Annotated in this window: 1 protein-coding gene; it reads left to right on the forward strand. The window is 60.0% G+C overall.

Translation table 11 applies throughout. From position 1 onward, the window contains the following. On the forward strand, window positions 1-220 hold a 220-nt coding region (locus tag A3764_RS01395; RefSeq protein ID WP_150122033.1), incomplete at both ends, for a hypothetical protein.

Consider the following 220-nt stretch of genomic DNA (forward strand, 5'->3'; position numbering starts at 1 on the left):
GTCAGGATGAAATCCCCGACGAGATCGACACGCGGCTTGGCGTGTCGGAAACAGAGGTGGAAGAGATCGAGACCCGGCCGTTGTTCTTCGACGCAAAGGAAATCGGACGGGAAGGGGCGTTCGTCACGTTCGACCGCTACGGCGCGCTGGTAGCCTATCGCGGCTACGACCACCTGACCTCGGACGAGTCCATTGAAGACGGCAACACCGCCTATGAGTA

Source organism: Sulfitobacter sp. HI0129 (assembly GCF_001635395.1).
Classification (GTDB): domain Bacteria; phylum Pseudomonadota; class Alphaproteobacteria; order Rhodobacterales; family Rhodobacteraceae; genus Sulfitobacter.